The sequence below is a fragment of the Aquaspirillum sp. LM1 genome (genome assembly GCF_002002905.1).
Lineage (GTDB): Bacteria > Pseudomonadota > Gammaproteobacteria > Burkholderiales > Aquaspirillaceae > Rivihabitans.
In genome coordinates this window covers 259532-286240 of record NZ_CP019509.1, presented here as the reverse complement: position 1 = coordinate 286240, position 26709 = coordinate 259532, and the positions used below count along the sequence as shown (strand labels likewise).

At 60.6% G+C, this 26709-nt stretch carries 20 protein-coding genes and 1 pseudogene; 9 read left to right on the top strand and 12 right to left on the bottom strand.

Annotated features, from left to right (window positions below):
- The first annotated feature begins 12 nt into the window (after positions 1 to 12).
- Positions 13 to 2844 carry a DNA polymerase I gene (polA, locus tag BXU06_RS01285; RefSeq protein WP_077296145.1) on the top strand — a complete coding sequence of 944 codons (2832 nt, stop codon included), beginning with the start codon at positions 13 to 15 and terminating at the stop codon, positions 2842 to 2844.
- Positions 2845 to 3052: 208 nt separating this feature from the next.
- On the opposite strand, the gene BXU06_RS01280 is transcribed toward polA, so the two are convergent.
- On the bottom strand, positions 3053 to 4099 hold the full coding sequence (locus tag BXU06_RS01280) for an IS481 family transposase (RefSeq protein WP_077296144.1): 1047 nt from the start codon (positions 4097 to 4099) through the stop codon (positions 3053 to 3055).
- Between the two features lie 927 nt (positions 4100 to 5026).
- A complete protein-coding gene (locus BXU06_RS01275; protein ID WP_077296143.1) occupies positions 5027 to 6583 on the bottom strand; it encodes a P-loop NTPase fold protein in 1557 nt (518 codons plus the stop codon).
- Between the two features lie 151 nt (positions 6584 to 6734).
- Between BXU06_RS01275 and BXU06_RS17975 the strand changes: the two are divergent.
- The 4 genes and pseudogenes from BXU06_RS17975 to BXU06_RS01260 all read left to right on the top strand — a co-directional run.
- A pseudogene (locus BXU06_RS17975) lies at positions 6735 to 6785 on the top strand (hypothetical protein); the annotation flags it as partial.
- A gap of 19 nt (positions 6786 to 6804) precedes the next feature.
- On the top strand, positions 6805 to 7956 hold the full coding sequence (locus BXU06_RS01270) for a transposase (RefSeq protein WP_253189492.1): 1152 nt from the start codon (positions 6805 to 6807) through the stop codon (positions 7954 to 7956).
- A gap of 268 nt (positions 7957 to 8224) precedes the next feature.
- Positions 8225 to 9664 carry an AAA family ATPase gene (locus BXU06_RS01265; RefSeq protein ID WP_077296142.1) on the top strand — a complete coding sequence of 480 codons (1440 nt, stop codon included), beginning with the start codon at positions 8225 to 8227 and terminating at the stop codon, positions 9662 to 9664.
- 2 nt (positions 9665 to 9666) lie between these two features.
- Positions 9667 to 10380 (top strand): HNH endonuclease, encoded by a 714-nt coding sequence (locus BXU06_RS01260; RefSeq protein ID WP_077296141.1) that lies wholly within the window; start codon positions 9667 to 9669, stop codon positions 10378 to 10380.
- Between the two features lie 142 nt (positions 10381 to 10522).
- On the opposite strand, the gene BXU06_RS01255 is transcribed toward BXU06_RS01260, so the two are convergent.
- The 7 genes from BXU06_RS01255 to BXU06_RS01225 form a co-directional block, all read right to left on the bottom strand.
- Positions 10523 to 12199, bottom strand: a complete 1677-nt coding sequence (locus BXU06_RS01255; RefSeq protein ID WP_077296140.1) for a cation acetate symporter — start codon at positions 12197 to 12199, stop codon at positions 10523 to 10525.
- Positions 12196 to 12507 (bottom strand): DUF485 domain-containing protein, encoded by a 312-nt coding sequence (locus BXU06_RS01250; protein ID WP_077296139.1) that lies wholly within the window; start codon positions 12505 to 12507, stop codon positions 12196 to 12198. Before BXU06_RS01250 ends, BXU06_RS01255 begins: the two co-directional genes overlap by 4 nt.
- A 246-nt stretch (positions 12508 to 12753) precedes the next feature.
- The gene (locus BXU06_RS01245) at positions 12754 to 14409 is read right to left on the bottom strand and encodes an electron transfer flavoprotein-ubiquinone oxidoreductase (RefSeq protein WP_077296138.1); all 1656 of its coding nucleotides are present in this window, start codon (positions 14407 to 14409) and stop codon (positions 12754 to 12756) included.
- A gap of 37 nt (positions 14410 to 14446) precedes the next feature.
- Positions 14447 to 16243, bottom strand: a complete 1797-nt coding sequence (locus tag BXU06_RS01240) for an acyl-CoA dehydrogenase (protein ID WP_077302541.1) — start codon at positions 16241 to 16243, stop codon at positions 14447 to 14449.
- Between the two features lie 76 nt (positions 16244 to 16319).
- Positions 16320 to 17966 (bottom strand): acyl-CoA synthetase, encoded by a 1647-nt coding sequence (locus BXU06_RS01235; protein WP_077296137.1) that lies wholly within the window; start codon positions 17964 to 17966, stop codon positions 16320 to 16322.
- 343 nt (positions 17967 to 18309) lie between these two features.
- Positions 18310 to 19068: a hypothetical protein gene (locus BXU06_RS01230; RefSeq protein ID WP_077296136.1), complete on the bottom strand. Its 759-nt coding sequence runs from the start codon at positions 19066 to 19068 to the stop codon at positions 18310 to 18312.
- Positions 19065 to 20222: an AAA family ATPase gene (locus tag BXU06_RS01225; RefSeq protein WP_374754338.1), complete on the bottom strand. Its 1158-nt coding sequence runs from the start codon at positions 20220 to 20222 to the stop codon at positions 19065 to 19067. Before BXU06_RS01225 ends, BXU06_RS01230 begins: the two co-directional genes overlap by 4 nt.
- On the opposite strand from BXU06_RS01225, the gene BXU06_RS17970 reads away from it, so the two are divergent.
- Entirely contained in the window at positions 20127 to 20384 is a 258-nt protein-coding gene (locus BXU06_RS17970; protein ID WP_253189591.1) for a hypothetical protein, read from the top strand. The genes BXU06_RS01225 and BXU06_RS17970 overlap by 96 nt on opposite strands.
- A 188-nt stretch (positions 20385 to 20572) precedes the next feature.
- Here BXU06_RS17970 and BXU06_RS01220 read toward each other — a convergent pair whose 3' ends face one another.
- From BXU06_RS01220 to BXU06_RS01210, 3 genes are all read right to left on the bottom strand, one after another.
- Complete coding sequence (locus tag BXU06_RS01220; protein ID WP_077296134.1) at positions 20573 to 21097, bottom strand: response regulator transcription factor; 525 nt, start codon at positions 21095 to 21097, stop codon at positions 20573 to 20575.
- Positions 21094 to 22347 carry an ATP-binding protein gene (locus tag BXU06_RS01215; protein WP_150125059.1) on the bottom strand — a complete coding sequence of 418 codons (1254 nt, stop codon included), beginning with the start codon at positions 22345 to 22347 and terminating at the stop codon, positions 21094 to 21096. The genes BXU06_RS01220 and BXU06_RS01215 overlap by 4 nt, the downstream gene beginning before the upstream one ends.
- A 293-nt stretch (positions 22348 to 22640) precedes the next feature.
- Positions 22641 to 23771, bottom strand: a complete 1131-nt coding sequence (locus BXU06_RS01210; protein ID WP_077296132.1) for a porin — start codon at positions 23769 to 23771, stop codon at positions 22641 to 22643.
- 341 nt (positions 23772 to 24112) lie between these two features.
- Between BXU06_RS01210 and adh the strand changes: the two genes are divergently transcribed.
- The 3 genes from adh to pedF all read left to right on the top strand — a co-directional run bounded on the left by adh (position 24113) and on the right by pedF (position 26704).
- Positions 24113 to 25633 (top strand): aldehyde dehydrogenase, encoded by a 1521-nt coding sequence (gene adh / locus BXU06_RS01205; protein WP_077296131.1) that lies wholly within the window; start codon positions 24113 to 24115, stop codon positions 25631 to 25633.
- A 174-nt stretch (positions 25634 to 25807) separates the two neighbouring features.
- The gene (locus tag BXU06_RS01200; RefSeq protein WP_077296130.1) at positions 25808 to 26197 is read left to right on the top strand and encodes a DUF779 domain-containing protein; all 390 of its coding nucleotides are present in this window, start codon (positions 25808 to 25810) and stop codon (positions 26195 to 26197) included.
- Between the two features lie 78 nt (positions 26198 to 26275).
- Entirely contained in the window at positions 26276 to 26704 is a 429-nt protein-coding gene (pedF, locus tag BXU06_RS01195; RefSeq protein WP_077296129.1) for a cytochrome c-550 PedF, read from the top strand.
- The last annotated feature ends 5 nt before the right edge of the window (positions 26705 to 26709 follow it).

Genomic DNA, 26709 nt, shown 5'->3' with positions numbered 1-26709 from the left:
CGGATTGCTTTCATGAAAACCCTGTTACTGGTCGACGGTTCTTCTTATCTTTACCGCGCATTCCACGCCATGCCGGACTTGCGCTCACCAGCGGGAGACCCCACCGGCGCGGTGTACGGCATGGTAAACATGCTGAAAAGGCTGGAGAAGGATAGGGTCTTTGATTATAGCGCCGTCGTTTTTGATGCAAAAGGCAAGACTTTCCGCGACGATCTCTACCCCGACTACAAAGCCAACCGCCCGCCCATGCCGCCAGAGCTGGCCGCCCAGGTGGTGCCTGTGCACCAGGCGGTGCAGGCGCTGGGCTGGCCGCTGCTGATGGTGGACGGCGTAGAAGCCGACGACGTGATTGGTACCCTGGCCCATCAGGCTGCCGCGCTGGGCTGGCAGGTGGTGGTGTCCACTGGCGACAAGGACATGGCCCAACTGGTCAATCCGCTGGTTTCGCTGGTCAACACCATGACCAGCGAAACCCTGGACAGCGCCGGGGTGCAAGAGAAATTCGGCGTACCGCCCGAGCGCATTATTGATTTTCTGGCGCTCACCGGCGACAAAGTGGACAACGTGCCCGGCGTGGACGGCTGCGGCCCAAAAACCGCCGCCAAATGGCTGGCCGAATTCGACACCCTGGATGGAGTGATGACCCAGGCCGACAGCATCAAGGGCAAGGCTGGCGAAAAACTGCGCGCTGCGCAGGGCCATCTGCCGCTGTCACGCCAGCTGGTCACCATCAAGCTCGATGTGGACCTGCAGCCGCACCTGCCCAGCGGGCTGGAAGCGCTGCAACATGGCAGCCCACGCCCAGCCGAGCTGATTGCGCTGTACCGCCAGTGCGGCTTTCGCACCTGGCTGCGCGAACTGGACAGCAGTGCCAGCGACACCGCCAGCCCCCCAGCCGCCGCCCCGCAGGCGCAAGGCAGCCACACCGACCTGTTTGCCGACCCTGCGCCCGTGGCCAGTGCGCCAGCCCAGGCAGCGCCGGCCAGCGTGGCCCCAGCACACCACGCCGAGACCCCCAGCGCCGCGCCCGACGCACGCCACTACACCACCCTCACCGACCTGGCCAGCCTGCAAGCCTGGATCCACCGCCTGCGCGCCGCGCCAGTGGTCTCGTTTGACACCGAAACCACCAGCCTCGACCCACTGCACGCCAAGCTGGTGGGCCTGAGCTTCAGCATCACCCCCGGCGAAGCCGCCTACCTGCCGCTGATGCACCGCGACGCTGGCGGCCTGCTGCCCGACCAGCTGGACCTGGCCACCGCGCTGACCGAACTCAAACCCTGGCTGGAAGACCCCCACTGCAAAAAGCTCGGGCAAAACCTCAAGTACGACCGCCATGTACTGGCCAACCACGGCCTGACCCTGGCCGGCGTGGTGGACGACACCCTGCTGGCCTCCTACGTGCTGGAAAGCCACCTCACCCACAATATGGACGACCTGGCCGAACGCCATCTGGGGGTGAGCACCGTCAGCTACGAAGCCCTCTGCGGCAAGGGGGCCAAGCAGATTGGCTTTGACGAAGTGGACATCGCCACCGCCAGCCATTACGCCAGCGAAGACGCCGACATCACCCTGCGCCTGGCGCACACCTTTGCCCCGCAACTGCACGGCGCGCTGGACGACGTATACCGCCGCATCGAACTGCCCACCGCCGACGTGCTATTCACCATGGAGCGCACCGGCGTGCTGATCGACCGCGAGGAACTGGCCCGGCAAAGCCACGACATCGGCCTGCGCATCCAGGGGCTGGAAAACCGGGTATACGAACTGGCCGGCCAGCCGTTTAACCTGAACTCACCCAAGCAGTTGCAGGAAATCCTGTTCGGCAAACTGGGCATCAGCAGCAAAGGCCTGAAAAAAACCCCGACAGGGGCGATTTCGGTCAACGAAGACACCCTGGAAAAACTCGCCGCCGACCACCCGCTGCCCAAGCTGCTGCTGGAATATCGCGGCCTGGCCAAGCTGAAATCCACCTACACCGACAAACTGCCCACCATGATCAACCCGGATACCGGGCGGGTACACACCCATTACTCGCAAGCGGTGGCGGTGACCGGGCGGCTGGCCAGCAGCGAACCCAATCTGCAGAACATCCCGGTGCGCACCGAAGAAGGTCGCCGCGTGCGCAAGGCCTTTATCGCCCCGCCCGGCTGCCAGATTGTGTCGGCGGATTACTCGCAGATCGAACTGCGCATCATGGCGCACCTGTCCGACGACCCGCGCCTGCTGCAAGCCTTTGCCGACGGTGAAGACATCCACCGCGCCACCGCCGCCGAAGTGTTTGCCGTGCCGCTGGCCGAAGTGAACAGCCAGCAGCGCCGCTACGCCAAAACCATCAACTTTGGCCTGATCTACGGCATGAGCGCCTTCGGCCTGGCCGCCCAGCTGGAAATCGAACGCAGCGCCGCCCAGGGCTTTATCGACCGCTACTTTGCCCGCTACCCCGGCGTGGCTGACTACATGGCGCGCACCCGCGAACAGGCGAGCGAGCAAGGCTATGTGGAAACCGTGTTTGGCCGCCGCCTGTGGCTGCCCGACATCCATGCCGCCAACGCCATGAAACGCCAAGGGGCTGAGCGCGCCGCCATCAACGCACCGATGCAAGGCACCGCCGCCGACCTGATCAAACTGGCGATGATTGCCGTGCAAGGCTGGCTGGACAGCAGCGGCCTGCGCAGCCGGCTAATCATGCAGGTACACGATGAACTGGTGCTGGAAGTGCCGGATGCCGAGCTGGAAACCGTGAAAGCCGGCGTAGTGGCAGCCATGGCGCAGGTGGCCGAATTGAAAGTGCCGCTGGTGGCGGACGTGGGCAGCGGGGAGAACTGGGAGGGGGCGCATTGAGGTGAGGCAGGGGGATGGGGAATCCAGGTCGCGCAACAGCGTAGGGCAGGTAAATGACTCAACAAGCAGCGGTCAACAAGCTTTCACCATCGCCACGCCGTGGCCGCTTGCCTGGGTCCCCGCCTGCGCGGGGACGACGCGAAGGTGGGGTAAAGTGTAGAAGTCGCGACCAGATCTGACAGTCTCCCGTTCTGACGGTGCTGGATTGTCAGATCAAATTCAAGCTGGTGACTTTCTCACTCCACGCCTCCTTCCCTGCAATCAGGGTTTGCACAGGCGTGCGTCCGCAGCACATCTTACCCTGATGAGTTCGCTCATTGTTGTAATAGGCCATCCAGGCATCAAGATCAGCCTGTAACTCGTCCAGCGACAGGTACAGCTTGCGCCGGAACGCCACCTGATAAAACTCCTGCAAGATCGTTTTGTGGAAGCGCTCGCAGATGCCGTTCGTCTGTGGATGCCTCGCCTTGGTCTTGGTGTGCTCAATGTCGTTCAGGGCCAGATAAAGCTGGTAATCATGGGTTTCCGGCTTGCCGCAATACTCTGTGCCGCGATCGGTCAGCATGCGGATGATGCCCATGCCGTGTTCGTCAAAGAACGGCAACACCCGGTCATTCAACAGATCAGCGGCGGTAATTGGCGTCTTGGTCGTGTAGAGCTTGGCCATGGCGACCTTGCTGTAGGTATCGACGAAAGTCTGCTGATAAATCCGCCCAACACCTTTGATCGTGCCGACGTAGAAGGTGTCCTGCGACCCGAGGTAGCCGGGATGGGCGGTTTCGATTTCGCCATGGGCCAGATCATCGTCCTGCTTACGCTCCAGCGCCGCCACCTGGGCATCAGTCAGCAGGATGCCTTGTTCGGCAGCCTGTTTCTCCAGTGCGGCCAGACGCTGCTTGAACGAAGCCAGACTATTGCGCAACCAGATGGAACGAACGCCAGACGGTGAAACGAAGATGCCTCGCTGGCGAAGTTCGTTGCTGGCTCTGACCTGGCCGTGGGCGGGTTGCTCAATGGCGTAGGCGAGAACAGCCGTTTCTGTGGCTTCTTCCACCCGATTCTTTGGGTTCGGTTTACGCCGGTTGCTGTCGAACAGTGCTTCGACACCGCCTTCGGCAACGGCATTCTGGTAACGGTAGAAGGTGTCACGGGACAGGCCCATCACCTTGCAAGCTTTTGAGACGTTGCCCAATTCGGCGGCCAGATTCAGCAGGCCGATCTTGTGACGAATGACATTCTGGTTGAAACTGCTCATGGGGTTACTCCCTGGCGCTCTCGCGCTGTTTTGATGAAGATTCGCACCTCTATCAAAACGGGTAACCCCACCCTTTGGCAAGGCCCTGCTGTCAGATCAAGTCTGAACTTCTACAGGTAAAGCACCGAAGTGACACACAACGATGGCACCGTCCGCGGCCCGTCGTGCTCCCTTGGTCATTTCCATCACGCTCACCCGTCGCACTCCACCCGGTCATTCCCGCGCAGGCGGGAATCCAGAATTCACCACAGCGTGGGGTGAGTGAGTCACTCACCAAACCCCGGTCAACGCGTTTTCACCGTCACCACGCTGTGCCCCCTTGCCTGGGTCCCCGCCTGCGCGGGGACGACGCGATGGCGGGGTAAAACACCGAAGTGGTACACAACGACAGCGCCGTCCGCAATTCGTTGCGCCCTATGCGCCCAATGACAAGGTCTAGATTTTCAGTTCCTTAGCCGCTTTGCCTCCCGGTAAAGCGCGCCGGGCTGGCGAGAAGTACAGGGCGCCGTCGTCGCCGTAGGTGGCAGCCAGCTGCGGGACGAACTCCCGCCCCAATTAAGCCCAGCATATCCGCGCCCAGCGTAAAGGAAAAAACGTAATTGGCATGGCAAACGCCACTGTAGTGATGGCGCACAAGCACGCCAGAAACATACCCGCCTCGGCCCAAACACCCAGCCACATGAAGATGACCTCGTCAATCAAAGAGCGGGGATTCTAGGGATACGCTGAAAAAATCGTCATTCCCGCGAAGGCGGGAATCCAGGGTGTTGATTTTTCTGGGTTTTGCTTTTGGCAAACACGATTTTTCTGACACGATTTTTCTGAATAAATCAGCGTGTCCCTAGGTGGGCGGGATGGTGGGGATGTATGCAATTTAGGTGAAATGGCACGGAGTGAGCCGCGCCGGGTATGCTGGGTGTGGTAAGGTCAGAGAGTGAGCACGTCGCTGAGCTCGATCATTTTTTTGTAGTCGGACCAAGGGCGGAAAATATGACTATGCGTTTTATGATGATGCCGGTCGTAAACCATTCGATGCCACTCAGCAACAGTACCCCAGAGCTCCGACTCACTTCCAAAGTTTTTAGATCGATCAATACGGCGATCTTCTTTCAAATAAGACGAACGTCTATTTTCGATCTCATAGTATGATTCACTCTCATCATAGTAATTTGTTACACTTTTCTGGTGCAAAATATCCCCGCATAGTTCTGAAATCATGCTTCCACGAATTGCATTGCCCAACTTATCAAATAGTATGGGTAATGCTGGAACTTTTTCATGGTCTCTTCGCATAACAAATGACTCGTTCAATTTTTCATGCTCAAGCAATCCAAGAAACAGTATGAGTATACATGTAAGCTTGGTTGTGGTTTGCGCATGGTGATGCATGATGGCTTTTGCCCGCAGAATAATATTATCCAAACTGCGAATTGACAAATTTAATGTGCCTGCACTAGCAGCCAAGACTTCCACAACGAATTCCCAGTGCATTCCGAACAGATGATTTGTGTTGCCGCGAATAAAGTCCTCTTCGCTATACTTAGCCAGAATATACTGCATCAAATCCGGCTCCGGCAGCTTGGCCCGCTGCTGAAAAAACCGCCGCAAGTAAGTATCTGCATCAAACCCTTCGCCATACACCGCCTTGATCGAATGGCTGAGCTGATCGGTGTCGGTGGCCACCACAAACACTAGCTTGTCTACCGAAAAGAAGTGCTTGATCACTTCCAGCATTTCGATAGCGTAAGTGGGCCGACAGCGGTCCAGCTCGTCCACCAGCACCAGAATAGGCAATTTTGCCCCGAGGTTTGTTTCCAGTACCTCAGCCAGGGCAGTCAAGCGTTTGCGGATCTCCTGCATGGTAGCTTTTTGTTCCGCATGGTTCTTGGATAAACCATCCATCAGGGTTTCCGGTGGCGTTTCTGCACCCAGCATATTTTCGGCAGCCGCCTTGCCAAACTCTACCTCTCCGGTCAAGTGATGGGATAGCGCCGCAGCACCGACGATGATCGAACCACGGATGAAGCGGCCAAATGCTTTTTTGGCCTCATCAAAACCCTCACCAATATTGTCATTAAAGCAATTCAACTGCGCCAGCAACTCACTCGCCACCACCACCAGCGGCTGTTGCGAAAAATCGCTCTCCCAGGCATTGATGTAAATCGCCGGATGGCCGCGCTCCAGCGCCGCCACATACAGGCGCTTGAGAAATTCCGTCTTGCCCGAGCCCCAGGTGCCATTCAGGTTGAGCACAAACTCACCCGGCTCACCCAGCAGGTAATTCAGCAGGAACTCACCATACTCGCGGCGGTTCAGCTTGCAAGTATCCCAGTTGTGCGTATGCTGCCATTCCTGATGACAGGCCTTTGATATAAAGGAGATGTTGTCCATATGTTGCCTTGGATTGAGCACATCGCGGCGCGCCATCCGGGGTGGCGGCACATGCCGTTGATCTGTGTACGGCAATTTTACGCCAAAGCCCATGTGTGAGCGGTGTTGTGCCCCATTTTGAAGTCAGCGCGATTCGACAGATTGACCCGGTGCGCGGCAAGCCCCGCCGTTCAGGGCGGGAAAGGATAGCGCGGACGGCGTAGCCGTCCTTGCCGTCGATGGGTGTGGACTGTAAAAATACCGTATGCAACGACTTCAAGCCTACAAATACGAATTGCGGCCAGACGGCCAGCAAGAGCGGCAAATGCGCCGCTTTGCTGGCTCGTGCCGGTTCCGTCTTCAACAAGGCGCTGGCGTTGCAGAAGGCGCGCTACGAGCGTGGAGAGAAGAAACTGGGCTATGCGGGCCTGTGCAAGCTGCTCACCGAGTGGTGCCACAGCGCGGAGACAGCATGGCTGGCGGATGCGCCGGTTCATCCGCTGCAGCAGGCGCTCAAGGATTTGGAACGGGCCTACACCAACTTCTTCGCCAAGCGGGCCGACTTCCCGCGTTTCAAGAAGAAGGGCCAGTCCGACAGCTTCCGCTATCCAGACCCGAAACAGATCAAGCTCGACCAGGCCAATGCCCGAATCTTCCTGCCCAAGCTCGGCTGGCTGCGCTACTGCAACAGCCGGGAAGTATTGGGGGTGGTGAAGAACGTCACCGTGAGCCAGTCCTGCGGCAAATGGTCCGTGTCGATCCAGACCGAACGCGAGGTCGAGCAGCCAATTCCAAAGGGCGGTGCAGTCGGCATCGACATGGGCATTGCACGGTTCGCCACGCTCTCGGATGGCGCGTTCTACGCGCCGCTCAACAGCTTCAGGCGGCACGAAGCCCGCTTGCGCAAAGCGCAGCAGGCCATGAGCCGCAAAGTGAAGTTCAGCAGCAACTGGAAAAAGGCGAAAGCCCGCGTTCAGAAGATTTATTGCCGCATCGGCAATGCCCGCCGGGACTACCTGCACAAGTGCTCCACCACGATCAGCCAAAACCACGCGATGGTGTGTATCGAGGACTTGCAGGTGAGGAACATGTCCAAGTCGGCAGCAGGCACGGCAGATGCACCGGGAAGAAATGTTCGGGCCAAGTCTGGCCTGAACAAGTCCATCCTCGATCAAGGCTGGGCCGAGTTCCGCCGCCAACTGGACTACAAACTGGCGTGGAACGGAGGACATCTCATCGCCGTGCCGGCGCAGAACACCAGCCGGACGTGTCCGTGCTGCGGCCATGTGTCGGCGGACAACCGCCAGACGCAAGCCCGGTTCGAATGTGTGGCGTGTGGTTTCGAGGAAAACGCCGATCTGGTCGGCGCGATCAACGTGCTAAGGGCGGGACACGCCCGGTTAGCCTGTGAAGTGAGCGGTGCAGTCATGCCGCCAGCAGCAGGAACCCAGCGAAGCGACTCAGGGGCGGTTCAATGCCGCGCCTGAGCGCCGTAGGAATCTCCGGCCTTTAGGCCGGGGAGGATGTCAAATCACTGTGTGGCCTGCCGTTTGCCTGGCTTGCATCGGACAAATCTCGTTGTCCTTGTGCATCGCCCCGACTACACTAGCCCCATCCCATGTCCCCCATACGGGCGTCGGCGGCATCGCTGCCCATGCCTGCCCGACGCAGGTGCCGCCATCCGTTTTTGCTGCCACGCCAGGCGGGGAGACAGCCGTTCTGTGTGTCTTGGCTTGATAGGAATAAATATCCCTTATGCGTCTTGAAACCCTGTATCTGCAAAATTTTCGGGGCTATGTGGAACGAGAATTTCATCTTCATCCACAGTTCAATCTTGTGATTGGCGAAAACGGGACCGGCAAGACATCGTTTCTAGAAGCCGCCGCCGTCGCCATTGGCTCCTGGCTGCTTGGTTTTCCCGGTCATGATTCACGCAATATTCTGGAGCGGGATGTCCGTCGAGTGCTGGAGTCGGTGGAAAATCGCTACCGTGAGTTGCCGCAATATCCGGTACGCGTGCGCGCCACGGGTGCGCTGCACATCGCCAGGGCTGGCAGAGTAGGCGAGGGGGGGGAGATTGGGTATTTTGGGCAGACGACAAAAGGACAACGATATCCTTACTCTCAGCCTGTAGATTGGGAACGTACAATTGAAGCCGCCGGAGGTAAAACCACCCGACGTGGTGCCGCGCCTCTGAAACATTTTGCTGATGACATGGCTCGTGCGGTCCTGATGGAAGAGCCACGAATCTTGCCGCTGATCCGATATTTTGGTGCCGGACGATTATGGGAATCGGTGCGCGACACCCAGGGTAAAGCCTTGAGCAAGCACAAAGGGCGACAGCCTGCTGAGCTCGCTGAAAACGCCGACGAATTAGATCGAATGTTTCATGAAGCAGCAAAATTATCCGAGCCTTTTTACGGCTACCGCATGAGCGTGGATAAGCGTTGCAACCCGGATGATCTGCTTCGCTGGATGGAGGTTGAACGGCACAATGAGCTGGACGAAGAAACCCCCTCTACTGCACTGCGCTTGGTGTATCAGGCAATCAAAACCATGCTGCCGGAAATCGCCTCGGCGCGCTATAGCGTCAAATTGCGCACACTGGTGTTGAAATACCAGAACGGGGAGCGACACACTTTTTCCGAGCTGAGCGATGGTTACCGCAATGTGGTGGCCATCGCCGCCGATCTGGCAATCAAGGCGGCAATGTTGAATCCCCAGCTGGCAGAAAAAGCGCTGGAGATGACGCCTGGAGTGGTGCTGATTGATGAGCTGGATTTGCATCTGCATCCCAAGTGGCAGCGCCGGGTGATTACCGACCTGCGGCGAACCTTCCCGATGCTGCAATTTATCTGCACCACCCATTCGCCGTTCCTGATTCAATCGCTGCGCAGCGGCGAAGAGCTGATTGTGCTGGATGGCCAACCCACCGCCAATCTGGGACACATGCCGGTAGAAGAAATTGCCCATGGCATCATGGGGGTCAGCAATACCGAGGTCAGCCAAGAGTATGAAGACATGAAGCAGGTGGCCAAGCATTACCTGGAGACGTTGGAAGAAGCCGCCACGGCATCCGCAGACAAACAGGCAGAATATCAACACCGGCTGGCGGAGGCGATTGCGCCGTATGCACACAATCCGGCGTATCAAGCCTTTTTGGAAATGAAGCGTGTCGCCAAGCTTGGGGCATGACCATGAGGCCAGTACAACGCGGCGCTTCGCCACAGACCACTGATTTTGCTGACTATACCGACGCCAAAACGGAACTGGTGTCTCGTCTTGGCCGGTATTGCAGCTATTGCGAGCGGCGAGTGCCAACTAATCTGGCTGTGGAGCATATTCAGCCAAAGGGCTTGGCGGCGTATAGGCGGCTGGCTGGGCGCTGGGACAATTTTCTGCTGGGCTGCGTCAACTGCAACTCAACCAAATTAAATAAAGATGTCGTGCTGGCCGATGTCTTGCTGCCAGACCGGGACAACACGTTTGCCGCATTGACGTATTCCGCTGACGGCCAAATTGACTCTGATGGCCCTATGGCTACCCGCTTATTGTCGCTGGTGGGCTTGGACAAGCCGATATCGCTTGCGCTGGATGCTAATGGCAAGCAGGTGGCGCTGGATCGCGTGGCGCAGCGGATGGAGGTTTGGGGTAAGGCCGAATCCGCAAAAATGGACATTGATGCTCAGCCTGATAACAGTATCTTGCGCCAATACGTTGTTTACCTGGCTCAGGCAGAAGGCTTTTTCAGTATCTGGATGACGGTGTTTGCCAATGATATAGACATGCGACAACGGCTGATTGATGCATTTCCTGGCACACGGGGCAGCGGCTGTTTTGATCCAGTGAGCACACAGCCGGTATGCCCTGCCCTCAATCCAGACCAACTACAGGATGGGGCCAAATATTGACCGGCTGGCCTGCCATCCAAACCCCGTCAACCCCTGAGCTTCACTGCTTTGCCCCGTCGAACACATAAAAAAAGCCCGACCGGGGGAACGGTCGGGCAAACTCCGCTGGCGGAGAGAGAGTCGTTACGAAACAGCTAGTCGCTTAGTGAGCCGAGGCGGCGGCAGCGCCGATCCCGGTTTGCGAGCGGACATACTGGTCGTCGAAAGCTTCAATTTCGCTCTTGGCGCGTGCGCTCTTGTCGGTCACCGAGAACAGCCAGGTGAAGAAGAACGCCAGCGGCATGGAGAACAAGGCCGGTTGTTCGTACGGGAAGATCGGAGCCGGGTTGTTCAGCACCACCACCCAGACCGCCTTGGACAGCACCACGAAGGTGACTGCCGACACCAGGCCGACAATGCCACCCACCAGTGCGCCACGAGTGGTCAGGCCCTTCCAGTACATCGACAGGATCAGGATCGGGAAGTTGGTCGAAGCGGCGATACCGAAGGTCAGGCCGACCAGGAAGGCCACGTTCTGCTTTTCAAAGGCAATGCCCAGCACCACGGCAACCACGCCCAGGCCCAGCGAAGCCCAGCGCGACACGCGCATTTCTTCGGCTTCGGTGGCTTTGCCCTGACGGATCACGCGGGCGTAGATGTCATGGGCAATGGCGGAAGCGCCAGCCAGCGCCAGGCCAGACACCACGGCCAGAATGGTGGCAAACGCCACAGCGGACATAAAGCCCAGGTACAGGTTGCCGCCCACCGCATTGGCCAGGTGCATCACCGGCATATTGCCGCCGCCGATCAGCTTGCCAGCCAGGTTACCGCCTTCAAAGAACTGCGGGTCGCCACCCACGATGGAAATCGCAGCCAGACCCAGGGTGCACACCACCAGGAAGAACAGGCCGATAAAGCCACTGGCGACAAACACCGACTTGCGCGCTTCCACCGCGTTGGGCACGGTAAAGAAGCGCATCAGGATGTGCGGCAGGCCAGCGGTGCCAAACACCAGGCCCAGCGACATCGACACAGCAGACACCGGGTCAGCCAGCAGCGAGCCGGGGCCGACAATCTTCATGCCGTCCTTGTGGGTGGCCACGGCCTTGGCGGCCATTTCTTCCAGGCTGAAGCCAAACTTGCTCATGGTCATGAACAGCAACACGATGCCGCCAGCCAGCAGCAGGCAGGCCTTGATGATCTGCACCCAGGTAGTGGCGATCATGCCGCCAAAGGTGACGTACACCACCATCAGCACGCCCACCACCACCACGGCGGTGGCGTAATCCAGACCGAACAGCAGCTTGATCAGCTGGCCGGCACCGACCATTTGCACGATCAGGTAGAAGCACACCACGGTGAGCGAACCCATGGCGGCAAAGGTGCGGATCTTGCCTTGGTCCAGCCGGTAGCTGGCGATGTCGGCAAAGGTAAAGCGGCCCAGGTTACGCAGGCGCTCGGCCATCATGAACAAAATCACCGGCCAGCCAACAAAGAAGCCCACGGCAAAGATGAAACCGTCCAGGCCCTTGGCAAACACCATGCTGGACAGGCCCAGCAGGGTGGCGGCAGACATGTAGTCACCGGCAATGGCCAGGCCATTCTGGAAGCCGGAAATCCCGCCGCCGGCAGTGTAGAAGTCCGAGGTGGACTTGGTGCGGCGCGCGGCCCAGTAGGTGATGGCCAGGGTGCCCAGCACAAACACGAAGAACATGCCGATGGCGGTCAGGTTCAGCGGCTGTTTCTGCGCTTCTTCCACGGCACCGGGGCCAGCCCAGGCCAGGGTGGCGCTGCCGGCCAGCAGCAGCGCGCTCAAACGTGAGGTCAGACGGGCGATCATTTGCTCACCTCCTTGACCAGATCGGCACTCAGGCGATCGAAGTCGCTATTGGCCTTGTGCACGTAGTAGCCGGTAAGCAACCACGAGCCAATGATGATGGCGGCACCCACCGGCACCCCCACGGTGAGCATGCCGCCTTCGTGCAGCGGTGTGCGCAGGGTGTCCGGGCTGAACGCCACCACCATGACAAAAAGATAATAACTGCCCAGCACCATCAGCGACAGCAGGGCGCCCAAGCGACCACGCCGGGTGACCAGCTCATTGAATTTCGGGTTTTCACGCACCCGTTGGTAGATATTGCGAGACATTGTTCCTCCTGTGTTTCCGGGGTTTCTTGCTTTGTAGGATGTAGTCGGAAGGCTCTGCTGACCTTCTCTGTTTCAGGCCGGGCAGCCTGAATTTCCCTGCGATAGCCGTTATCAGCCATGCATTACAGCACCCGCCGTCCCTGCGACAAGCCGGCGGGGTTGGCCGTCGTCAGACGGCAAACTCGGTACAGGCCGCTGATGCTGGCTGGCCAGTATTTCTGGCTGCCCGCGTCAGCGGCAGATAGGTTACATATTCGGGTAGTTCGGCCCCCCGCCCCCTTCCGGCACGCTCCAGACGATGTTCTGGGTGGGGTCCTTGATGTCACAGGTTTTGCAGTGCAGGCAGTTTTGTGCGTTGATCTGCAAACGCGGGGCGGTGTCGCCTTCGCGGACAATCTCGTACACCCCAGCCGGGCAATAGCGCTGCTCCGGCGCGTCAAACTGGGCCAGATTCACCCGGATTGGCACGGAGGCATCTTTCAGCCGCAGATGACAGGGCTGATCCTCGGCGTGGTTGGTGTTGGAAATGAACACGCTGGACAGCTTGTCAAAGCTCACCTTGCCGTCCGGCTTGGGGTAGGCAATCTTGGGCATGTCTGCTGCGGGCTTGAGATACGCGTAGTCGGGCTTGCCGTGCGAGAAGGTCCACGGCAGCTTGATGCCCAGGCAGTGCAGCCACATGTCCAGCCCGCCGTACAACGTGCCGCCCACCATGCCAAAGCGGGTGAGTGCTGGCTTGACATTGCGCACCTTGTGCAGGTCGTCGTACACCCACGACTGATTCAGTGCCACCGGGTAGCTGTCCAGCACATCGCTGTGCCGGTCGGCCACGATGGCGGCAAAGGCCGACTCGGCGGCCAGCATGCCGGTCTTCATCGCGTTGTGGCTGCCCTTGATGCGCGGCACATTGACAAAGCCAGCCGAACAGCCAATCAGCGCACCGCCGGGGAATACCAGCTTGGGGATGGACTGCAGGCCGCCTTCGTTGATGGCGCGCGCGCCGTAGGCGATGCGCTTGCCACCTTCAAAGAAGGTGCGGATGGCCGGGTGGGTCTTGAAGCGCTGAAACTCGTCGTACGGGCTCAGGTGCGGGTTGTCGTAGTTCAGATGCACGACAAACCCGACCATCACCTGATTGTTTTCCAGGTGATACAGGAAAGACCCACCGCCAGTGTGGCTGCCCAACGGCCAGCCCTGCGAGTGCATCACCAGGCCGGGCTGATGCTTGGCCGGGTCGATTTCCCACAGCTCTTTCATGCCGATGCCGTACTTTTGCGGGTCGATGCCCTCGCGCAGCTGGAAGCGTTCTTCCAGCTCACGCGCCAGGCTGCCGCGCACCCCTTCGCCAATCAGCGTATAGCGGGCATGCAGTTCCATGCCGGGGGCGTAGTCGCCCTTGGGCTGGCCATCGCGGCCCACGCCCATGTCGCCAGTGGCCACGCCCTTGACCGAGCCGTCTTCGTGGTACAGCACTTCAGCGGCAGCAAAGCCGGGGTAGATTTCCACGCCCAGCGCCTCGGCCTGCGTCGCCAGCCAGCGGCACAGATTGCCCAGGCTGATGATGTAGTTGCCGTGGTTGTTCAGCAGCGGCGGCATCAGTTTTTCGGGAAACTGCGTGGCTTCGGTTTCACTGAGAAACAAAAAGCGGTCTTCGCTCACCGGGGTATTCAGCGGCGCGCCCTGGGCTTTCCAGTCCGGAATCAGCTCATTGAGCGCAATCGGGTCGATGACCGCGCCCGACAGGATGTGCGCGCCCACTTCCGAGCCTTTTTCCAGCAGGCAGACGCTGACTTCGCGCCCTTCGGCGGCGGCCAGTTGCTTGAGGCGGATGGCTGCTGACAGCCCAGCCGGGCCGCCACCAACAATCACCACATCGTATTCCATCGAATCGCGTTCGCTCATCGCCCGCCTCCGTGGATTGCGTGACTGGTGGCGGGCATCAGAAGCCCTCCTCGTCCAGTGCCAGCACCGAGCCCGCGCCCTGGGTCACGCCAGCGGCGTACAGCGCGGCTTCCGGCAGCACATGGTCGGCGTAGTAGCGGGCAGTCACCAGCTTGGCATTGAGGAACACCGTATCAGCGTCGCCTGCGGCCAGCAATTGCGTGGCCACCTGGGCCGCGCGTGCCATCATCCAGCCACCTGCCACCACGCCGGTCAGCTTGAGGAAGGGCACGGCACCGGCAGCGGCAGCCGCCGGCTGGCTGTCGTAATGGGCCAGCAGCCAGTCGCCAGCTTCGCTCAGCGCGCCAATGCCCCGGCCCAGCGCCACGCCAATGGCCACCAGATTGGCATCGCCTTCGGCGGTCAGCGCATCGCGGGTGGCGGCCATGTCGGCCAGCAGAGTGCGCAGCGAGCTGCCGCCTTCACGCGCCACCTTGCGGCCAATCAGGTCGTTGGCCTGAATGGCGGTGGTGCCTTCGTAAATCGGGGTAATCCGCGCATCGCGCAGATGCTGGGCCGCGCCGGTTTCTTCGATAAAGCCCATGCCGCCGTGCACTTGGATGCCGGTGGAGGTGATGCCCACGGCGCTTTCGGTGCACCAGCCCTTGACCACCGGGGTGAACAGGTCAACACGCGACTGGTGCTGACGGCGCACGGCGTCATCCGGATGATGGTGGGCATAGTCCATGTGGGCGGCGGTCTGGTAGGCCAGCGCGCGCATGGCTTCGATGCGGGACTTCATGTCCATCAGCATGCGACGCACATCCGGGTGGTGCAGGATGGTGCGGGTCTGGCCGCTGGTGTCGCCCATCGGCTTGCCCTGCACGCGATCCTTGGCGTAAGCCAGCGCCTGCTGGTAAGCACGCTCGGAAATGGCCACGCCTTCCATGCCCACGTTCAGGCGGGCATGGTTCATCATGGTGAACATATAGCCCAGGCCCTTGTGCGCCTCGCCCACCAGATAGCCAATGGCACCGTCGTTTTCGCCAAACACCATCACGGCGGTGGGGCTGGCGTGGATGCCCAGCTTGTGTTCGATCGAGGCACAGGCCAGGTCATTGCGCGCGCCCAGCGAGCCGTCGGCGTTGACCATAAACTTGGGCACCACAAACAGGGAAATGCCCTTCACCCCCGCCGGCGCATCCGGCAGACGGGCCAGCACCAGATGGACGATGTTCTCGGCCATGTCGTGCTCACCCCAGGTGATGAAAATCTTGGTGCCGCTGATGCGATAGCTGCCATCGCCCACCGGCACGGCGCGGCTGCGCACCGCTGCCAGATCAGAACCGGCCTGCGGCTCGGTCAGGTTCATCGTGCCAGTCCACTCACCAGACACCATCTTGGGCAGGTAGGTGGCCTTGATCTCGTCGCTGGCGTGTTCGGCAATGGCGTTCACCGCGCCCAGCGTCAGCATCGGGCACAGGGCAAAGGCCATATTGGCCGACTTCCACATTTCCTGCACGGCGGACGACACCAGCGAGGGCAGGCCCTGGCCGCCAAATTCCGGCGCTGCCGGCATGGCGTTCCAGCCAGTTTCACAAAAACTGGCGTAAGCGTCGGCAAAGCCGTCTGCCGGGGTGACCGTGCCGTTGTCCCACTGACAGCCCTGGCGGTCGCCACTGGCATTGATCGGGGCCAGCACGCCGGCGGCAAACTTGGCCGCTTCGTCCAGAATGGCAGCCGCCATGTCCGGGGTGGCATCTTCCAGGCCTGGCAGGCCGGCAATGTCTTCCAGACCGGCCAGATGGTTGAGGACAAACAGCATATCGCGCTGCGGCGCAGTGTAATTCGTCATCATGAGGTATGTGCTTTCGAGAAACCGCCCCGGCAGCGGGGCGGTCAGAACAGGCGGGTGGGCAGGGCCGCAGCGATCAACCGATGGCCGAAGCAGACTTCATCTGCTGGCGCAGCAGGTACTTCTGCAGCTTGCCGGTGGAGGTTTTCGGCAACGGGCCAAAGAACACCTTCTTGGGCACCTTGAAGCGGGCCAGATGCTCGCGGCAGTATTCGATGATGGCTTCTTCGGTGGTGTCCGCGCCGTCTTTCAGCTCGAGGAAGGCACACGGCACCTCGCCCCATTTCGGGTCGGGCATGGCAATCACCGCCGCCGCCGACACCGCCGGGTGGCGATAGAGCACGTCTTCCACTTCGATCGACGAAATGTTTTCGCCGCCGGAGATAATCACGTCCTTGGAGCGGTCCTTGATCTTGATGTAGCCATCCGGCTGCATCACCGCCAGGTCACCGGTGTGGAACCAGCCGCCGGCAAAGGCTTCATCGCTGGCGTTCAGGTTTTTCAGATAGCCCTTCATCACCAGATTGCCACGGAACATCACTTCGCCCATGGTTTCACCATCAGCCGGCACCGCTTCCAGGGTGATCGGGTCGCGCACCGATACCGCTTCCTGCATGTGGTAACGCACGCCCTGGCGGCCATTCATCTCGGCGCGCTGTTCAATCGGCAGGCTGTCCCACTCCGGATGCTTGGCGCACACCGAGGCCGGGCCGTAGGTTTCGGTCAGACCGTACACATGGGTGATGTTGAAGCCGATGCGCTCCATGCCTTCGATAATGGCAGCGGGCGGCGCAGCGCCGGCAATCAGGCCGTTAACCGGATGATCGATGCCAGCGCGGACGGATTCCGGGGCATTGATCAGCATGCCGTGCACGATCGGTGCACCGCAGAAATGGCTGACCTTCAGGGTGCGGATCAGCTCGAAAATACGATTGACATCCACCCGGCGCAGGCAGACATTCACCCCGGCGTTGGCGGCCATGGTCCACGGGAAACACCAGCCATTGCAGTGGAACATCGGCAGCGTCCACAGGTATACCGCGTGCGGCTGCATGCCCCACGATACGATATTGCTCACCGCGTTCAGGTAAGCACCGCGATGGTGGTAGACCACGCCCTTGGGGTTGCCGGTGGTGCCGGAGGTGTAGTTCAGCGAAATCGCGTCCCATTCGTTGTCTGGCATGCTCCAGACAAAGCCGGCGTCGCCGGTGGCGATAAAGTCTTCATATTCCTGCTGGCCCAGGCGGTAGTCCGGCCCGGCGTAGCTGGCGTCAGCCACGTCAATCACCAGCGGGCGCTCAGCCGGCTCCATCAGCTCCAGCGCATTGCCAACGATATCGGCGTATTCCGGGTCGGTGAACAGCACTTTGGCTTCGCCATGCTTGAGCATGAAGGCCACCGAATCGGCATCGATGCGGGTGTTCAGGGTGTTGAGCACCGCGCCAGACATCGGAATGCCAAAGTGGGCTTCGTACATCGCCGGCACATTGGGCAGCATGGTGGCCACGGTGTCGCCCGGCTTCACGCCGGCCAATTGCAGCGCCGAGGCCAGACGGCGGCAGCGCTCATAGGTTTGCGCCCAGGTGTACTGGCGGTCGTTGTACACCACCGACAAGCGGCTTGGGTACACATAGGCGGCGCGTTCGAGATAGGTCAGCGGGGACAGCGGAACATAGTTGGCCGGATTCTGATCCAGACCTTGACGATAGGCTTCTTGAGACACGACTTCTCCTCTCCTTGGGTCGGCCAACAAAACCGGGGCGGTATTGCGCAGCCAGGCCGAACGCGTGTGCTGCGTTTTGTTGACGGCTCTTATTCTATAGACACCGGGTACACCCCGACCGACGGGGAGACGGTCGGGGAGGAAACTGGTGTACCGTCACAGGGGACGTATGTGACGGGTAAGAGATTCGCAGGAGAAGGTGTCGGAACTATTGTGCAAATGTAACGAATGTTTGCAGCGGGCAAGTGGCTGGTGTTGCTGAATTTTTGGTTAGGAATGAACGCACGCCAGGCCGGGAACCACATGACCAGCGCCAGCCTCTGACAATCTGGTGCCACGGGGGTTATGACCGGTGATGGCTGCGCACCTCGCCGATGGCCGCGGCCAGGCTGGTTTTAAACTGCTGGTAGCTGGGCATATTGGCAGCCACCGCCTCATGGTCGAAGCCATGCGCTTGCAGCCAGTTCAGCTGCGCCTCGGTAGACGCATCGCCGCCCAGCGCCGCCTGCAACTGCTTCTTGGCCGAATACGGTGAATCATCGTTGCCGGGCAAGCCCTCCAATGCCTGACAATGCTGGTAACCATTGGCCACTGCGCACAGTAGCCAGGCCTCTGACTTGGGCTTGGGCAGCATCGGCACGCCGCGCGCGCCCAGCTCGGCGCGCTGAAAACCACTGCGCATTGACTGCCATTTATCTGACCATTCGCTTGCCCTGGCTGCATGTGAGCCATCGCTGTCACGAAACAACACGGCAATGGCGATGTCGTTGTGCTGCTGCTCGAAGTCCTTTGCGGCCTCGCCCAGCATCCAGGCGTTGATATGGTAATACCCGGTTTCCTGGCCGCGTTTCTGGCCGGTGAGGCTTATTTTGCGGCTGTTTTGTTTGCGTACGCGTGCTTGCTCGCTCAGCCAGGTTTCTGACACATAGAGATACGCCTCAGGGGCGCACGCCAGCGGCGAATAGTGCAAATGGCTAGCGATTTCCTGGTCCACCAGCACGGTCATCGGGCCTGGTGCGAACGTGTCGCCTGAGCAATGGCCTTGCGCATTGCGGCACGCGCCCAGGTCGGAGCGGCCTTCTCCACTCAGCACCACGATCATGGCTGCGCCTTGTCTGCCGCCTTGGCGGCCTCTTCTGCGTCCTCGGCGGCATCCAGCGCCACGCATTCGTCGGTCAGCGCCGCCAGATTGGTGTCCACAAACGCTTCGCCCGGCCCCATATAGTTCAGCTTGTCGCCAATACCCGGCAGGTCAAAAAAGCGCCGCACCCGGGTTTGGCCGCACGGATTTTTATAGACAAACTGCACCGCTTCGCGCGCCACCTCGTCGTCCAGATAATTCAAAATCATCGGGCTATGCGAGGTCACCAGCACCTGCACCGGGCTATTGACCAAGGCATTGACCAGCTTTTCGACAATCTCCGGATTGACGCCGTTTTCCACTTCATCCAGCAGCAGCATGCCGCTGCGCTGGCTGTTGGCCTGCGCCAGCATGGCCAGAATGCGCAACAGGCCGTCATTCAGCTGGCTGGCTTCGGTTTCCAGCAATTTTTCCTGTGAGGGGTCATCGGCGGATTGCACCGCCTCGGTGACCATCAACCGCTTCCAGCCGCCTCTGACATTCGCCACCCGAAAATCGCGCAGTTGGGGATAAAACTGGCGCAACACCGCCAGCAGCTGGGCTTTTTGCTCGCCCTTGAGCGTGGCCAGAAAGCCGGACAATTTTTCTCCGCCAGCGCCAATGTCTTGGTCCTGCGCGCGCGAGCGTTTGCGCAGCAAGTGTGGGGACAGCAGTTCGAGTGAGCGGATATTGCGGATGGCGTCGCGTAGGGTTTTCAGCTCGGGCGGGAGTAGATTTTCTTTCAGGCTGGCCAATAGTGAGCCGGTGTAGTCTTGGGTGATTTCATGCTTCTGACCAAGCAGATCATATTTATTGTTCAACACGACGAAGATTGGTTTGTTTTCAAGCAGCGCTTTCTCAGCGGTGATACGCATATTGCCGTGACTGAGAATGCCTCCCCAGCTAAGCTGCCTGCCATCGTCCAAGCGTAAACCTATCGTTAGCGGAATGCCACGAGGCACAGCGCGGGAGCCTCCTGTCCGACAGTACAAATCCTTACTGGCCCAGCCTCTGGCCTCCAGCCATTGATCCACAGTGCCGTGCATCAACTGCGTCAAGAGATCCAAGGCCTGCAAGATGGTGCTTTTACCCGCACCATTCATGCCCACCAGGCAATTGAATTTGCCAAATTGCAGTTCTATCCGCTCCAGCGATTTGAAGTTTCCGATGATGACTGCTTCAATCATTACCTATTCCACCCCACGATATCCGCTGCATTCTCCACCAAATCCCCCCGCTTGCCACCCTCTCCTGATCACCATCGCACCAACCTGGAAGGCTCAACGCCATCTGACTGAGCACCTGCCCCGCCCTCGCGCCTGGCGCTGTGACACCACCGTATGGCACCCCGTTCCGGCAGCCCCATCCCTCCCACATCGTTTAACAAGGCTCGTCACTATTAAACTTTATTGAGACAAGGTTTAATAGGGTTTCACCCCTCCCTCTCCCTCATTCAGCGCCGCGCCTTGCCCATTGCCAGCCCCCCTCACCGATTGGCAGGCCGTTTGGCCAGCATCCGTTGCAGCGTGCGCCGGTGCATGTCCAGCGCGCGGGCGGTGGCCGACACGTTGCCGTCGTGTTCGGCCAGTACGCGCTGGATATGCTCCCAGGTCAGCCGGCGCACCGACATCGGCTGTTCTGGCAGCGCCTGTTCCGGGTCAGGCTCGCTGTGGCCCAGTGCGGCCAGGATGTCGTCGGCGCTGGCCGGTTTGGCCAGGTATTGGGTGGCCCCCAGCTTGATGGCGTCCACGGCGGTGGCGATGCTGGCGTAGCCGGTCAGCACCACAATGGCAGCGTCAGGGCAGTGCTGGCGCAGGGTGGGCAGGATGCGCAGGCCGCTTTCGCCGGCCAGGTTCAGGTCGAGCACGATCCCGTCCGGGTCATGCGCGCTGGCGGCCTCCAGCGCCTGTTCCGGGGTGGCGGCGGTGTGAACGTCGTAGCCTCGCCGCGACAGGGCGCGGCGCAGGACCAGACTGAAAGCAGGATCGTCATCAATCAGCAGCAGGGTCATCGTTGGGTTCCGGGGGGCCAGGGCAGGGTGACGGTGGCCTCCACCCCGCTATCGGGTCGATTGCGCAGGCGGACTTCGCCGCCCAGTCGTTCAATGGTGGCATGCGCCAGCGCCACGCCCAGGCCCATGCCGCCCTTGCTGCTGGCGGTGCCCAGCGGCGGAATGCCCTGAGCAAACGCCGCTGGCAGGCCGGGGCCATGGTTGTGGATGGTCAGACCCAGCGCCGGGCCGCTCCACTGGGCGCGAATGTCCACGGCTTCCGGCGAGGCGTCGGCGGCATTGTTCAGCAGATTCAGCAGCGCCGGGGCCAGGCTGGGATCCAGCGCCAGCCGGGGGGCGGGGGCCGGATCGGGCTGGTAGTTCACCACCACGTCCGGGCGCAGGGTACGCCATTGCCGCAGCAGGCTGGCCAGCGTCTGGTCAATGGCCTGCACTTCCTGGACGGCATCGCCGCCCCGGCTGACGCCAGCCTCGTTGGCCAGCCGGTTGAGCGCGGCCTTGCAGGCAGTGACCTGGGCGTGCATCAGTTCCAGATCATCGGCCAGGTCGGGCTGGTCGGCGGCTTGGTGTTGCCATTCGCCAATCAGCACCGCCAGGGTGGAGAGCGGCGTGCCCAGCTCGTGCGCGGCGCTGGCGGCCAGGGTGCCCATGGCCACCCATTTTTCATCGCGCAGTTGTTTTTCGCGAAAATCCCGCAGGGCGATATCGCGGGCGTGCAGTTCGCGGGTCATCCGGCCAATCAGCCCCACCATCAGCACGGCAGCCCCGCAGAAGGTGGCCCACATGCCCACGGTATGCAGGCGAAACGCCAGTGCCGGGTCTTCTGCCGAGCCCGGCAGCGGGATGAAGAATTCCATCAGGAAGGTGTAATCCACCACGGCCAGGCCGGCCAGCAGCCAGGCCAGCTGGATGGGCAGCACCAGCGCGGCAAACACCAGCGGCAGCAGGTACAGGGTGACCAGCGGATTATTTGCCCCGCCGCTGAAAAACAGCAAGATACCCAGGATGGTGCAGTCCAGCGCCAAGGCCGCTGCCACCGCCCAGGGCCGTTCAATGAGCCGGCGGCGGGACAGCAACTGGGAAAAGCCATTGACCAGCGCCAGCGCCGCCAACACCGCCAGCATGGGCAGCCAGGGCAGCGCCATGCCGTCCTGCACCGCCAGGCCCAGGCCCAGCGCCGCCAGCAGCAAAAAGCCCCAGCGCAGGGCAATCAATCGGGAAAAAGCCGGAGCATAAGAATCGGGCAACATGCGAGCCAGAGGTGAGAGCCATCAGGCCGTTTACCATAGCACAAGCTGGTGATGGGCAGGCAGCAGCGCCCTGCGGCAAATTGTCGCAAGAGCAGAAGAAATGGAAATACCGACTCCACCAGAGTGCGATGGCGCACTGTTCGCAGCGGCCTCGCGCTCACCCTGTGGCCGCGCCAGGGTTCTATCTGCGCCGAGGTGATGGATATCAGTCGCAACAAGACAAAAAACCCCACCGGGACAAACCCGGCGGGGTGCGCTCTGCCTGAACGTGGGGGGAGGGCGTTCGGGAAAAATCAGAAGAACAGAATCGCGCCCAGCGAAACGCCATCGGTGTCGCGGTTGGTCACCTTGTTGGTGCGGCGGTTCACTTCGCCCACCAGGGTCAGGTTGTCAGTCAGGCTGTAGTAGCCGCCCAGGGTGGTGCCCACCACGCGGTTGGCGTAGCCACTGCCTTCGCTGCCGGTGCGCTTGGTGCGGCTTTCGCCGTGGCTGAGGCCGACTTTCAGGTCGTCAAACTTGTAGGTGGCTTGCAGCAGATAGCCATCCGAGCGGCGGTTCTGGCCAAGCGCATCGGTGCCGCCAGAAAACAGAATGGTGTCGCCAATGCCCTTGCCGGTAAAGCCTTCGGCCATCAGGCCCAGGTTGCCGATGTCCATCTTGGCACCAAACTCGAAGCCGGTGGCGTTGTTGCTGCGAATCAGGTTGAACTTCTGGTTGACAAAGCCCAGCCAGGCCTTGCCAGACAGGGTGTTGTTCTTGAATTCATACAAGGCCTGGCCTTGATAGCCCACATTGCGCCCGGTTTTGCCAGCACCATTCACGTCCTTGTTGTCATAGGCACCAATGGTGGCGGAAAAGCCGTTGAACTTGGGCGTGGTGTAGGTAATTTGCGGCTGGAATTCGGCATAGATGTAGCCCGCGCCAATGCCCCCCAGCGTGGTATTGATGTTACGCGCCTGACCACCGCCACCGCCCACGCCAATCAGGGTCATGTCGTTGAGGATGGCATTGGACTGGAACAGGCCCACATCGCGGCCAAACTTGAAGGTACCGACATTGGGCTTGCCAAAGCTCAGGTAGTTGGTCCGCGCATCCACGGTGGATTTGCCCACCCCGGCGGTGGCGCTGGAAAGCGCCGGCGAGTCGGAATCCAGCCCCGGCCAGATGCCAATCACGCCCTTGATATCCCAGCCACGCTGCTGGGTGGCGGCGGTGATATTGAAGTAGCCCGGCAGCAGGCCGTTTTCAATCTGGCTGGAGCGGCTGCTTTGTTCGGTTTTACTGGTGGTGTAGAAGGCATTGACCGAGCCGCTGATGTCCAGCGTCCAGCCCTTGTTATTGTAAACTTCCAGCGCCATGGCGGGCGCGCTGGCCAGGCCAGCCACGGCCAGGGCGGCCAGCGTCAGGGGGGATGCGTGTTTCATGTCTTCTCCGTATTTTTGGGGTGATGTGACTGCCCGCCCCTTGGCGCAAGCCACATGCCCAAATTTCCCCGCCCGACTACGACTTTGGTCCCCCCCGGCCAATGGCTTGATCTGCCAGCACAATTCTGCACTGACCCGGTAGTTCTACGATATCCGGATATGACATGAGTGTGGCACACTGTGTCAGTTGTGCCATTTTGCGTCACCCATGGCTGTTGCAAAATGCAACAGATCGGTCTTGCGACCAAAGTAGCATGGCTGATCGGGCTGTGGGTGACGACAATCCGCTTACTGTCAATGCCGACAGAAGTTTGTCCACCCCAGAGCCAGGAGACACCGCCATGCTGCAAAACACCCTTGATTGCATCGACAAAAAGATTCCGCTGCGCAGCCGCTACGACAACTTCATCAACGGTGGCTGGGTTGCCCCGGTTCGTGGCCAGTACTTTGTGAACACCAGCCCGGTGGACGGCAAGCCGCTGTGCGAAATTGCCCGCTCGTCGGCTGAAGATATCGAACTGGCACTGGATGCCGCCCACGCCGCCGCCGACAAATGGGGCCGCTCGTCCACCACCGAACGCTCCAATATCCTGCTCAAGATTGCCGACCGCATGGAGCAGTACGCCAGCTTCATCGCCGCCGTGGAAACCGCCGACAACGGCAAGCCGATCCGCGAAACCAACGCCGCCGACATCCCGCTGGCCATCGACCACTTCCGCTACTACGCCGGTTGTATCCGCGCCCAGGAAGGCTCGATCTGCGAAATCGACGACAACACTGTGGCGTACCATTTCCACGAGCCGCTGGGCGTGGTGGGCCAGATCATCCCGTGGAACTTCCCGCTGCTGATGGCCGCCTGGAAACTGGCCCCGGCCCTGGTGGCAGGCAACTGCGTGGTGCTCAAGCCGGCAGAACAAACCCCGATGAGCATCGTGGTGCTGCTCGACCTGATTGGCGACCTGCTGCCGCCGGGCGTGCTCAACGTGGTAAACGGTTTTGGTCTGGAAGCCGGCAAGCCGCTGGCCACCAACAGCCGCATCAATAAAGTGGCATTTACCGGTGAAACCTCCACTGGCCGTCTGATCATGCAATACGCCTCGGAAAACATCATTCCGGTGACCCTGGAGCTGGGTGGCAAGTCGCCCAACATCTTCTTTGCCGACGTGATGAACGAAGACGACGCTTTCTTCGACAAGGCACTGGAAGGCTTCTCCATGTTCGCGCTGAACCAGGGCGAAGTGTGCACCTGCCCGAGCCGCGTGCTGGTGCAGGAATCCATCTACGAAAAATTCATGGAACGCGCCGTGGAACGCGTCAAGGCCGTCAAGCAAGGCAGCCCGTACGACCCGAGCACCATGATTGGTGCCCAGGCTTCCCGCGAACAGCTGGACAAGATCCTGTCCTACATCGACATTGGCCGCCAGGAAGGCGCACAAGTGCTGATCGGCGGCGCACAGGCCAAGCTGGGCAGCGGGCTGGACGAAGGCTACTACGTGGAACCGACCATCCTGGCCGGCCACAACAAGATGCGCGTGTTCCAGGAAGAAATCTTTGGCCCGGTGGTCGCCGTGACTACCTTCAAGGACAAGGAAGACGCCCTGGCCATTGCCAACGACTCGGCCTTTGGTCTGGGCGCAGGCGTGTGGACCCGTGATGGCACCCTGGCCTATCGCATGGGCCGTGGCATCAAGGCTGGCCGTGTGTGGACCAACTGCTACCACCTGTACCCGGCCCACGCTGCCTTTGGTGGCTACAAGAAGTCCGGCATTGGCCGCGAAACCCACAAGATGATGCTGGAACACTATCAGCAAACCAAAAACCTGCTGGTGAGCTACAGCCCGAACGCACTGGGCTTCTTCTAAGCGTCGCTCACTCAACCCGCCTGGCGTGGTTGCGCTGCCTTGCTGTATGGCTTCGGCGCGGCACGCTACGCCGGGTTGGTGAACCACGCCAAGAAGTCACTGGCTTCAGGTCCGGAGAAACCCGCCCCGTGCATGGGCCGGTTTCCCTCCACCCCCGTCTGCTGGAGAAACACCATGATTGAACGCGTCACCCTGACCCCTGCGGCTGCCGATTTAATCGAACGGCTGATTGCTCGGCATGGCCCGGTGTTATTCCATCAGTCGGGCGGTTGCTGTGATGGCAGCGCACCGATGTGTTACCCGCAAGGAGAATTCCACCTCGGCCATCAGGACGTGCTGCTGGGCCAGATTGCCGGCTGCCCGTTTTATATGAGTGCGTTCCAGTTTGACTACTGGCGCAATACCCAGCTGACCATCGACGTGGTTGAAGGTCGCGGGTCAAGTTTTTCAGTGGAAGCGCCCGAGGGTGTGCGCTTTCTCACCCGGTCACGGCTGTTCAGCGATGCCGAACAAGCCGAGCTGGCCCACGCGGGCGAACCACCGCGCGCCGATACGCCCACCTGATTAAACCCGATGCGCTGCCGGCCGCCCATGTGGCCCAGCGCCTCGCATCCCCCCGATGACACGCAAGGATTAACCATCATGAAACACCGTCTGCGTCTGCTTTCCCTGGCCATGCTGGCCGCTGGTGCCCTGGTTGTGGCGGGCGCTGCCAGCGCTCACGGCGACGTGGTACCCCAGCCGGTGGACACCGGCAACCTGAAAAAGCTGGGCAGCACCTGGCTGGACAGCAACCCGTATCGTGGCAATGCCGAAGCCATCAGCATTGGCAAGGCAGCCTTCGCCCAGAACTGCGCCCGCTGCCACGGCATTGACGCTGTTTCCGGCGGCATTGCCCCTGACCTGCGCAAACTGCCAGGGCAGGACGAAGGCGACCCGATTTTCCAGGAACGCATCCGTCATGGCTCGGTGCGCAACGGCGTCACTTATATGCCGTCGTTTGAAGGCATTCTGGCGCAGGAAGCCGCCTGGGCCATTCGCAGCTGGCTGGAAACCGTCCGTATTGACTGACCCGA